This window comes from Actinomadura sp. NPDC048032 (assembly GCF_040653175.1).
GTDB classification, from domain to species: Bacteria; Actinomycetota; Actinomycetes; order Streptosporangiales; family Streptosporangiaceae; genus Spirillospora; species Spirillospora verrucosospora.
Genome location: NZ_JBEZJP010000321.1, coordinates 1 through 9,750, shown reverse-complemented (window position 1 = coordinate 9,750; position 9,750 = coordinate 1). Strand labels below are relative to the sequence as shown.

At 74.0% G+C, this 9,750-nt stretch carries 11 protein-coding genes and 1 riboswitch; of the genes, 4 read left to right on the top strand and 7 right to left on the bottom strand.

The genetic code is table 11. From position 1 onward, the window contains the following. Positions 1 to 243: 243 nt before the first annotated feature. The 6 genes from AB0C69_RS30875 to thiO all read right to left on the bottom strand — a co-directional run bounded on the left by AB0C69_RS30875 (position 244) and on the right by thiO (position 6,285). On the bottom strand, positions 244 to 1,095 hold the full coding sequence (locus tag AB0C69_RS30875; RefSeq protein WP_360358562.1) for a deoxyribonuclease IV: 852 nt from the start codon (positions 1,093 to 1,095) through the stop codon (positions 244 to 246). Positions 1,096 to 1,115: 20 nt separating this feature from the next. Next, positions 1,116 to 3,038: a Stk1 family PASTA domain-containing Ser/Thr kinase gene (pknB, locus tag AB0C69_RS30870; RefSeq protein WP_345185920.1), complete on the bottom strand. Its 1,923-nt coding sequence runs from the start codon at positions 3,036 to 3,038 to the stop codon at positions 1,116 to 1,118. Between the two features lie 33 nt (positions 3,039 to 3,071). Beyond that, entirely contained in the window at positions 3,072 to 4,046 is a 975-nt protein-coding gene (locus AB0C69_RS30865) for an EamA family transporter (protein ID WP_353834747.1), read from the bottom strand. 135 nt (positions 4,047 to 4,181) lie between these two features. Next, positions 4,182 to 4,958 carry a thiazole synthase gene (locus tag AB0C69_RS30860; RefSeq protein ID WP_345185926.1) on the bottom strand — a complete coding sequence of 259 codons (777 nt, stop codon included), beginning with the start codon at positions 4,956 to 4,958 and terminating at the stop codon, positions 4,182 to 4,184. Positions 4,959 to 4,960: 2 nt separating this feature from the next. Then, positions 4,961 to 5,161 (bottom strand): sulfur carrier protein ThiS, encoded by a 201-nt coding sequence (gene thiS / locus AB0C69_RS30855; RefSeq protein ID WP_345185930.1) that lies wholly within the window; start codon positions 5,159 to 5,161, stop codon positions 4,961 to 4,963. Beyond that, positions 5,158 to 6,285: a glycine oxidase ThiO gene (gene thiO, locus AB0C69_RS30850; protein ID WP_360358561.1), complete on the bottom strand. Its 1,128-nt coding sequence runs from the start codon at positions 6,283 to 6,285 to the stop codon at positions 5,158 to 5,160. The genes thiS and thiO overlap by 4 nt, the downstream gene beginning before the upstream one ends. After that, positions 6,275 to 6,388: riboswitch (TPP riboswitch) on the bottom strand. It overlaps the preceding gene by 11 nt. Positions 6,389 to 6,493: 105 nt before the next feature. Here thiO and AB0C69_RS30845 point away from each other — a divergent pair. The 4 genes from AB0C69_RS30845 to AB0C69_RS30830 all read left to right on the top strand — a co-directional run bounded on the left by AB0C69_RS30845 (position 6,494) and on the right by AB0C69_RS30830 (position 9,163). After that, complete coding sequence (locus AB0C69_RS30845; RefSeq protein WP_360358560.1) at positions 6,494 to 7,729, top strand: FAD-dependent oxidoreductase; 1,236 nt, start codon at positions 6,494 to 6,496, stop codon at positions 7,727 to 7,729. A gap of 58 nt (positions 7,730 to 7,787) precedes the next feature. Continuing rightward, positions 7,788 to 8,162, top strand: coding sequence for an Rv2175c family DNA-binding protein (locus AB0C69_RS30840; protein ID WP_360358559.1), 375 nt, complete (start codon positions 7,788 to 7,790; stop codon positions 8,160 to 8,162). Between the two features lie 108 nt (positions 8,163 to 8,270). After that, the gene (gene thiE / locus AB0C69_RS30835; protein ID WP_345185941.1) at positions 8,271 to 8,957 is read left to right on the top strand and encodes a thiamine phosphate synthase; all 687 of its coding nucleotides are present in this window, start codon (positions 8,271 to 8,273) and stop codon (positions 8,955 to 8,957) included. 47 nt (positions 8,958 to 9,004) lie between these two features. Further along, on the top strand, positions 9,005 to 9,163 hold the full coding sequence (locus tag AB0C69_RS30830; protein WP_345185945.1) for a hypothetical protein: 159 nt from the start codon (positions 9,005 to 9,007) through the stop codon (positions 9,161 to 9,163). A gap of 13 nt (positions 9,164 to 9,176) precedes the next feature. On the opposite strand, the gene AB0C69_RS30825 is transcribed toward AB0C69_RS30830, so the two are convergent. Continuing rightward, the coding region (locus tag AB0C69_RS30825; RefSeq protein WP_360358558.1) for a protein kinase at positions 9,177 to 9,750 on the bottom strand (574 nt) is incomplete at its 5' end.

Below are 9,750 nucleotides of genomic sequence, written 5' to 3'. Positions count from 1 at the left end.
CTCGCTGCGCGATCAGATTCTTGCTTCGCTTGAATCTGCCTTCGGACGCGATCGCGACCGTCAGGTTGTCGCGGGGTTGCTGTGGTGGCTTAGGTTGTCGCAGTAGCGGGTGCGGGGTGGCGTGGAGGGCTCGCCTAGCGGCTCGCTACGTGTCAGTTTCTCGCAGGCTCGAAACGTCCTTCGGACCCGATCGCGCCCCGGCGCCAGCGTCCGTGGGCCCTTATGGCGACGGAGGGCTTGACGTCAGGGGGCGTCTCTTAGGCGCTTCAGGGTTTTGATGTCTTCTGCGTGGGGGGCGGGGGCTCGGCCTGGGGTCTCGATGATGAAGGGGACGCCGGCCGTGGCGGGGTGGTGGAAGAGGTCGGCGAAGGGGGACTCGCCTATCTGGCCGGCGCCGATGTTCTCGTGGCGGTCCTTGGCCGAGGCGCAGGCGTCCTTGGAGTCGTTGGCGTGGACCAGCTTCAGGCGGCCCTCGCCCACTGCGGCGACCAGGGCGTCGAGGGTGTCCTTGGCGCCGCCCGGGGCCGCCAGGTCGTGGCCGGCGGCGAAGGCGTGGCAGGTGTCGAAGCAGACGCCGAGCTTCGGGTGGTGGTCGAGGCGCTCGAAGAACGGGGCCAGTTCCTGGACCTTGGCGCAGAGCATGTTGTTCTGGCCCGCCATGGGCTCCAGAAGGAGGTCGGGGCCGTCCTCGGGGATCTCGTCGAGGAGCGGGAGGACGTGCTCGCGGACCTGGGCCATGGCCTCGTCGTAGGTCCGGGTGACGGCGGAGCCGGTGTGGACCACGACGCCGCGGGCGCCGATGGCGCGGCCCCGGGTCAGGGAGTGGCGGACGGCCGCGAGCGACTTCTCGAGCGTCTCCGGGGTGGGGGAGCCGAGGTTGACCAGGTACGGGGTGTGGACGTAGACGGGGATGCCCTCGTCCCGGAGCCTGGCGTCCTCGGCGGGCTTGCCCTCGGGGAGGGCCCAGCCGCGAGGGTTGGAGACGAAGACCTGGACCGCCTCGGCGCCGATCTCGGCGGCGTACTTCAGGCCGCCGGTGGCGAGGCCGCCGGACACGGGAACGTGGGCCCCGACGGGGCTGATGGGTGAGGTCATGGCCCGTTCAGACTAGCCGGTCAGGGGCCCCGGACGATCGTGACGGTGGAGCCGCGCGGGGCCTCGCCGCTGCTGGGCGACTGGAAGCGGACGACGTTGCCGCCGAAGCCCGTCACGTTGACCTGGAAGCCGGAATCCTCCAGCGCCTTCTTGGCCTCGTTGACCCGGCGGCCGGTCAGGTCGGGGACGGGGACGTTCTGGTTGCCGTCGCCGTCGTCGCAGCCGAACTGGAACGGGCCCGCGTCGACGATGCAGTCGCGCTTGTTGACGACGATGGTGACCTTGTCGCCGCGGGAGACGCCGGTGCCCTCGGACGGGTCCTGGCTGACCACCGTGTCGGGGTCCTTGCCGTTCACCTGCTTCTTCTGGACGGTGACGTCCAGGCCCATGGAGCGCAGCTGGTTGGCGGCGGAGTCGCCGTTCTGGCCGAGGAGGCCGGGCATCGACATGCCCGTGGAGACGACGATGGAGACGGGCACGTCGGGGGACTGCTTCTCGCCGGCGTCCGGGTCGGTGCTGATGACGTCGCCCTTGGAGACGGTCTGCGAGGGGGTGCTGCTCGTCCGGCCGACGGTGAAGCCCTTGTCCTCCAGGGTCTTCTTGGCGTCGGCGAGGGACTTGCCTCCGACGTCGGGGACCTCGCGGGGCGTGATGCCCCGGGACGGGGTGAGGGTGACCGTCTGGCCCTTGGCGACGCGGGCCCCGGCGGGCGGGTCGGACTTGGCGACGCCGCCCTTGTGGACGCGGTCGCTGTAGACCGCCTTGGCGGTGCGCACGTCCATGCCGTCGGACTCCAGCTGGTCGCGGGCCTCGGCGACCTTCATCCCGATGATCGAGGAGGGGACGTGCTCGTACTGGCCGGACGTCTGGTACCACACGGCCCAGCCGAGGATGACCGCCGCGACCAGGCCGATGGCGATCAGGACGTAGCGGCCGGTCAGCGCGCCGAGGGCGCGGTCGGTCCTCGTGGGGCGGACGTCGTGCCGGGGGGCCAGGGTCTCGGCGTCCATGACGGCGGTGCGGCCGTGGGCGGGCGGGGCCTCCAGGACGCTCGTCGCGTTGCGGGACGCCTCCTCGACGCGGCGGTCGAAGTCGCGGGGGAGGCCGCCGAACACCTCGGCGACCTCGGCCAGGTACTGGTTCGCGTCCTGCGGGCGGCGCGCCGGGTCGTGGCTCGTGGCGTCGGTGACCAGGGCGTCCACCCGCGGGGGGATGCCGGGGACGACGCTGGAGGGCGGCGGCACCGTCTCGTTCACGTGCTTGTAGGCCACGGCGAGGGGGGTGTCGCCCTGGTGCGGCAGCCGCCCGGTCATCAGCTCGAACAGCATGATCCCGGCGGCGTAGACGTCGGAGCGGAAGTCGGCGTTGCCGGACAGCACCTGCTCGGGCGCCAGGTAGCCGACCGTTCCGATGATCATGCCGGTCTTGGTCATCTTGCTGGCGGTCTCGGCCCGCGCGAGGCCGAAGTCGGCGACCTTGACCTGGCCGTCCTCGGTGATCAGCACGTTCTCGGGCTTGACGTCGCGGTGCACGAGCCCGGCCCGGTGCGCGGCGCCGAGCGCGGCCAGCACCGGCTGCATGATCTCCAGGGCGGCGCGGGGGCCGAGCCGCCCGAGGGAGTTCAGCGCGTCGCGCAGGGTGCGCCCGGCGACGTACTCCATCACCAGGAAGACGTGCTCGCCGTCGGTGCGCTGGTCGTAGACGGCGACGACGTTCGGGTGGGACAGCGCCGCGGCGGCCTTTGCCTCGCCGATGAAGCGGGCGACGAAGTCCTCGTCCGAGGCGAGTCCGGCGTGCATCACCTTGATCGCGATGACCCGGTCGAGCCTGAGGTCGCGCGCGAGGTAGACCGTGGCCATGCCGCCGCGCGCGATACGGGACTCAATGCGGTACCGCCCGTCGAGCACCCGCCCGACGAGTGGATCAGCAACCGTCGCGTCCATCGGTGCGAGTTTACGGGCGAATCCGCGTGGATCTCATCCGTCGCGAGTATGAGCATCGATGAGCCCGGAGGGTGACGCCCCCGGGGCGCCCGGTTCCGGTGTGACGGGCGGGACGCGGCGCCGCAGCGACCGCGTGCTGCGGGAGACGGCCACGCCGGCGAGGCACAGCAGGCCGCCGCCGAGGGTGACCGGGCCGGGGACCTCGTCGAGGAACAGCCACGACATCAGCACCACCAGGGCGGGCGCGGCGTAGGTGGTGGCGCCCATCTTCCCGGCGGTCGTGCGGGCGAGGGCGTATCCCCAGGTCGTGAAGGCGACCGCGGTCGGGAAGACGCCCAGGTAGACCATGTTGAGGGTGGCGCCCGCGGGGGCGTGCGCGGCCTGCGAGACGAGCTGCCCGGAGAACGGCAGGCAGGCGAGCGCGCCGATCGCGCAGGCGAACGTGGTGAACTGCAGCGCCGACGCGTGCCTCAGCGCGGGCTTCTGGGCGACGACGCCCGCCGCGTAGGTGACGGCGGCGGCCAGGCAGAGCAGCACCCCGCCGACGGACGCGCGGCCGTCGCCGGACATCGACAGCCCGACGACGGCGGCGCCGGTGAACGACACGGCCATGCCGAGCAGCAGCCGGGACGACAGGCCCTCCTTCAGCAGCCAGCCGCCGAGGAGCGCGATGAGGATCGGCCCGATGTTGACGACGAGGGCGGCGGTGCCGGCGTCCACCAGCTGCTCGCCCCAGTTCAGGACGACCATGTAGGCGCCGAACCACAGGAGGCCGGCGGTGACGATGCCGGGCCAGGCGGCCTTGGGCGGCAGGCCCTCGCGCCGGACGAGCCAGATCACTCCCAGTACGACCGTCCCGGACAGGAGGCGGCCGAGGGCGAGGGCGCCGGGGCTGTACTCGTCGCCCGCGCTGCGGATGGCGACGAAGGCCGAGGCCCAGAAGACCACCGTGACCGTCGCCGCCGCCACCGCGAGCTTGTTCGCGCGCGCACCGCTGTTCTGCTGCATGTCACGCACCTTAGGGAGGGGACGCTTCCATCGACACCGAAGCGATGTGTGCGGTTGCGCCCCGGTGTGTCCAGTCTGGTGGCGCGCGAATGTGCAGGTCCAGCGAATATTTCTACATGTGTGGCTTTAGCTCCGCTACGAAGTCGCGAGCCCGTCGAACGGGGAGGACGCCTGGGCGTAGCGGCGCTTGGGGATGCGCCCGGCGAGCCGCGCGAGCCGCCCGCCCTCGACCGCGTGCCGCATCGCGGCGGCCATCCGCGCCGGGGACTGCGCACGGGTGACGGCCGTCGCGAGGAGCACGGCGTCGCAGCCGAGCTCCATGGCCAGGGCCGCGTCCGACGCCGTGCCGAGCCCCGCGTCCAGGATCACCGGGACGGTCGCGCGCTCCACGATCAGCTCGATGTTGTGCGGGTTGCGGATGCCGAGCCCCGACCCGATCGGCGAGCCGAGCGGCATCACGGCCGCGCAGCCGATCTGCTCCAGACGGTGCGCGAGGACCGGGTCGTCGCTGGTGTAGGGCAGGACGACGAAGCCGTCGTCGACGAGCTGCTCGGCGGCCTCGACCAGCTCGATCGGGTCGGGCAGCAGCGTGCGCTCGTCGGCGATCACCTCCAGCTTGACCCAGTTCGTCCCGAGCGCCTCCCGGGCGAGCTTGGCCGTCAGGACGGCCTCGCCCGCGGTGAAGCAGCCCGCGGTGTTCGGCAGCACCCGGATGCCGCACTCGGTCAGCACGTCCAGCACCGAGCCGCGCGCGGACGGGTCCACCCTGCGCATCGCGACCGTGGTGAGCTCCGTCCCGGACGCGGTCAGCGCCTCGCGCAGCACCGCCATGCTCGGCGCCCCGCCCGTCCCCATGATCAGCCGCGAGCCCAGCTCCTCGCCCGCGATGACCAGCCCGTCGGTGTCGTTCATCCTCATCCTCCCTGGACGGCGGTCAGCACTTCGACGCGGTCGGCGTCCCGCAGGGGCGTGGCCGCCCACTCCGCGCGCCGGACGACCTCGTCGTTCAGCGCCGCGGCCACGCCCGTCGCGGCCGCGGTGACGGACGCGACGACCTCGGCCACGCTCGCGCCGTCGGGCAGCTCGCGCGGCTCACCGTTGACGATCACCTTCATGCGCTCACCTCGGGGGAGAAGCGGTCGGGGGCGAACGGCCCGGCGACCTCGGGGACGGGCCCGTCCAGCAGCATCGCGGACAGGATGTCGGCGCTCACGGGCGTGAGCAGGATGCCGTTGCGGAAGTGCCCGGTGCCCACCAGCAGGCCGGGCAGCGCGGTCGGCCCCATCACGGGCGCGTTGTCGGGCGAGCCGGGCCGCAGCCCGGCGGTGACCTCCGCGAACTCCAGCTCGGTGATGCCGGGGAGCAGCTCGCGGGCGTCGCGCAGCAGCTCCCACAGCCCGCCGGCGGTGACCCGCGTGTCGAAGCCCAGCTCCTCCTGCGTGGCGCCGACGACGATCTCTCCGTCGGCGCGCGGCACCAGGTAGACCGACGATCCCCGGACGAGGCCGCGGGTCGGCCGCCGCAGGAACGGCGCGCGGGTGCGCAGCCGGAGCACCTGGCCCTTGACCGGGCGGACGGGTGGAACGGTCCCGGGAGGCAGGCCGCCGAGGTCGCCCGACCACGGCCCGGCGGCCAGCAGCACCCGGTCCGCGGGGATCACGGTGCCGTCGTCCAGCCCCACGCCGGCGGCGGCGTCGTTCTCGACGACGACCCGTTCGGCCCGCCGCCGGACGAGCCGGACGCCCAGCCGCTCGCACGCCGCCAGCAGCGCCGGGGCGAGCCTGCGGGGGTCGACCGAGCCGTCCTCGGGGGCGAGCAGGCCGCCGCGCACGCCGGGCGCGAGCATCGGCTCCAGCCGCCGGCACTCGCGGCCGGTGAGCGCCTCGGCGGGGATGCCCAGGCTCTCCTGGAACCGGCGCAGGTCGTCCAGGTGCCGCAGGTCGTCGGAGTCGAACGCGACCTCGACGATCCCGTCGGTGCGGTAGCCGGTCTCCAGGCCGGTCAGCTCCTCCAGCTCGGCGGCGAACGCGCCGTACCGGTCGCGGGAGGCGAGGCCGAGCCGCAGCAGCGGCTCCTCGCCGTAGCTCAGCTCGCTGACCGGGGTGAGCATGCCCGCCGCCACGGAGGAGGCCCCGGAGGCGGGCGCGGGGTCGACGAGGGTGACGGCGGCGCCGCCGGCGGCGGTGCGCCAGGCGGTGGCGAGGCCGATCACCCCGGCGCCGATGATGACGATCTGCATGCTCGCTCCCTTCGCCGGCATGATCCGGATCAGGTCGTGGCGGTCGGCGGCCCGTTCAGCCGCCCTCTCAGCCCGGTCGCACCGGACTCCCGCGCTCTGTGCTGTTCTGCTGTGCCGTTCCGCTGCCCCCACCTTACGACCTCGGCGAACCGGGCAACTGCCTGGACACCTGTCCATCCGCGGAACGCCGCCCGTTAGGGTGACCTTCATGGAGAGGGTCATCGTCGTGGGTGGCGGGCTGGCCGGCGTGCGCGCCGTGGAGGCCCTGCGGAGCAAGGGGTACGAGGGCGCGCTGACCCTCGTGTCGGCGGAGCGGCACCGGCCCTACGACCGGCCGCCGCTGTCGAAGGCCGTCCTCGCGGGCGAGTCCGACGACACGACCGTCGACGCCGACTGGGACGCGCTGCGCTGCGAGCTGCTGCTCGGCGAGCGCGCCACCGGCCTGCGGCTGGACGGGCCCGGACGCGGCGGAACGGTGGCGTCCACGGCGGGCGACCTGCCCTTCGACGGGCTGGTGATCGCGACCGGCGCCGCCCCGATCACGCTGCCCGGGGAGGGGCGGCAGCACGTGCTGCGCACCATCGACGAGGCCCGCGACCTGCGCGCCCGGCTCACCGCCGGCGCCCGGATCGTGATCGTCGGCGCGGGCTGGATCGGCGCCGAGGTCGCCACCGCCGCGGCCCGCCGGGGCTGCGCGGTCACCGTCGTGGAGGCGGCCGACACCCCGCTGGCGGGCGCGATCGGGCCCGAGGTCGGCGCGCTCACCGCCCCCTGGTACGCCGAGGCCGGCGTCGAGCTGCGGACCGGGGTGAAGGTCGCGGAGGTGCGCGACGGCGGCCTCGTCCTCGCCGGGGGCGGCCGCGTCGACGCCGACGAGGTGGTCGTCGGCGTCGGGGTCCGGCCCGTCCTGTCGTGGCTGGAGGGCTCCGGGCTGCTGCTGGAGCGCGGGGTCGTCACCGACGGCTCCTTCCGGACCTACATGGGAGAGGAGACCCCGGGCGCGCTGCGGCGCGACGTCGTGGCGGTCGGCGACTGCGCCGCCTGGTGGTCGCACCGCTACGGGCGCAGGCTGCTCGTCGAGCACTGGGACGCCGCGCTGAACGCCCCCGAGGTCGCCGCCGCGGCCCTGCTCGGGCAGGACGCCGTGTACGACGCCGCCCCGTACTTCTGGTCGGAGCAGTTCGGGCGCATGGTCCAGTACGCGGGCGACCACTCCGCGTCCGAGCGGCTCGTGCGCAGGGGCGACCCGTCCGATCCCAGGTGGGCGGTGGCATGGCTGACCGGAGACCGCCTCGACGCGATCCTCACCGTCGGCCGGCCCCGCGACCTGGTACAGGCGAGGCGCGTGATCGCCGCGGGGACGCCGGTGGATCCGGAGGCGATCGCCGACCCGGACGTCCCCGTGCGGCAGGCTGTTCGCGCAGAGCGATCAGAGGGGACGTAACGGCTGCGCAGCGGGTTTGAGTCTTCCGAAGGCGTGGTAGCAAGGGGGCGTGACGCAGATGCACGCAACCGTTGACAGCGCACTGGACCCCCGCACCGACGCCCTGGTCGGCGAGTGGCTCACCCTCCGGGAGACCGCCGACAGGCTCGGGATCAAGCCCAACCGGATCAAGCAGCTCATCCACGAGCACCGCATCCTCGCGGTGCGCCGGGGCGGGGAGCCGATGGTGCCCGCGGCCTTCATCAAGGACGGCCAGGTCATCAAGGGACTGCCCGGCACGCTGACGCTCCTGTCGGACGCCGGCTTCGACGACGCCGAGACCATCCGGTGGCTGTTCACGGCCGACGACACGCTGCCGGGAACGCCCGTGGACGCGCTCACCGAGAACCGGGGGACCGAGGTCCGCCGCCGCGCCCAGGCGCTCGCCTTCTAGGCCGCCGCCGGCGGCGTGAGACGCACGTGACACGATCGCGGGGTCGCGCGCGGCGGGCGACCGCGCGCGCGATTTCGTGATCATCTGTGGAAAGGACGTTCCCCGGCCGTGTCCAGGCACCTCCCCACCGAGCGCGCCGTCGCGCTGCGCGCCCGGCTGAGCCGCGCCCGCCTCTACCTCTGCACGGACGCGCGGGAGCGCCAGGGAGACCTGCCGGCCTTCCTCGACGCCGTGCTCGCGGGCGGAGTCGACATCGTCCAGCTCCGCCAGAAGGGCCTGGAGGCCCGCCAGGAGACCGCCTACCTGGAGGTGTTCCGGGCGGCGTGCGAGCGGCACGGGGCGCTGCTGGCCGTCAACGACCGGGCCGACATCGCGCACGCGGTCGGCGCCGACGTGCTGCACCTCGGCCAGGACGACCTGCCGGTGCCCGCCGCCCGCGCGATCGTCGGGGGCGACATGCTGATCGGCCGGTCGACGCACTCGGGCGAGCAGGCGTCGGCGGCGGCCGCCGAGCCCGGCGCCGACTACTTCTGCGCGGGCCCGGTGTGGCCCACGCCGACCAAGCCCGGCCGGGCCGCCCCCGGCCCGAAGCTGCTGGAGTACGTCGCGGCGCAGCGCGTCGCGCGGCCGTGGTTCGCGATCGGCGGCATCGACCTCGGCAACCTGGACGAGGTCCTCGCGGCGGGCGCGGAACGCGTCGTGGTGGTCCGGGCGATCACCGAGGCCGACGACCCGGGCGCCGCCGCCGCGCGGTTCGCGCGGCGCCTGGCGGCCCGGCCGCTCGGCGCGGTTTGACGCGGATCACGGTGCGGTCCGCCGTCCCGTCGCCGACAATGGAGACCATGAACGTGGGACCCGACGACGACCGCGTGGTCGACCTCGACGACGACCTCGACGTCCTGCCGGACCAGACGTCCGACGACACCGACACCGGGTGGGGCGAGTGGCGCGCCGGCGACGACGACGCGCGCCTGCTGGAGGACCGCCCGCCGCACTGGTGAGCGGCGGTGCGGGTCAGGTGAGGACGCCGAGGAGGAACCCGGCGGCCACGACGCCGCCGAGCGCGACCATCATCCGCCACCGGTAGCGCGGGATCCGCGTCGGGCGCGGCTTCGGCGCCGGGGCCTGGCCCTCGCGCAGCGCCCGGACGATCTGCGACGCGGTCGGGCGCGCGGCGGGGTTCTTGTCCAGGCAGCGGGCCGCGAGGTCGCGCAGCGGGCCCTCCATGTCGCCGAGGTCGGGCTTGCGCGACGTCACGCGCCGCATGACGGCCGCGCTCGGCCCCGTGCCGAACGGCGGGCGCCCCGTCGCGGCGAACACCATCGAGGCGCCCCACGCGAACACGTCGGCGGGCGGCCCGACCGGCTCGTCCTCGATCTGCTCGGGCGCCATGTAGGCGGGCGTCCCGACCGGGCCGGTGGTCAGCGGGGTCGCGTCGGCGGTGCGGGCGATGCCGAAGTCGATGACCTTGGCGCCGTCCGGGCCGACCAGCACGTTCGAGCAGTTCCCTGACCTGGCCCAGCGCGCGCCACCAGTGGTCGGGGTGGCATTCGGTCCCGTCCGGATGCGGGGCGGAGGCGGCCGCGAC

Bases quoted from the DNA above. Each gene is read 5' to 3' on its own strand.
- AB0C69_RS30845 (WP_360358560.1), top strand. From the start codon at position 6,494: ATGGAGAGGGTCATCGTCGTGGGTGGCGGGCTGGCCGGCGTGCGCGCC.
- AB0C69_RS30830 (WP_345185945.1), top strand. From the start codon at position 9,005: ATGAACGTGGGACCCGACGACGACCGCGTGGTCGACCTCGACGACGAC.
- AB0C69_RS30875 (WP_360358562.1), bottom strand. From the start codon at position 1,095: ATGACCTCACCCATCAGCCCCGTCGGGGCCCACGTTCCCGTGTCCGGC.
- AB0C69_RS30865 (WP_353834747.1), bottom strand. From the start codon at position 4,046: ATGCAGCAGAACAGCGGTGCGCGCGCGAACAAGCTCGCGGTGGCGGCG.
- thiO (WP_360358561.1), bottom strand. From the start codon at position 6,285: ATGCAGATCGTCATCATCGGCGCCGGGGTGATCGGCCTCGCCACCGCC.
- AB0C69_RS30860 (WP_345185926.1), bottom strand. From the start codon at position 4,958: ATGAACGACACCGACGGGCTGGTCATCGCGGGCGAGGAGCTGGGCTCG.
- AB0C69_RS30840 (WP_360358559.1), top strand. From the start codon at position 7,788: ATGCACGCAACCGTTGACAGCGCACTGGACCCCCGCACCGACGCCCTG.
- thiS (WP_345185930.1), bottom strand. From the start codon at position 5,161: ATGAAGGTGATCGTCAACGGTGAGCCGCGCGAGCTGCCCGACGGCGCG.
- pknB (WP_345185920.1), bottom strand. From the start codon at position 3,038: ATGGACGCGACGGTTGCTGATCCACTCGTCGGGCGGGTGCTCGACGGG.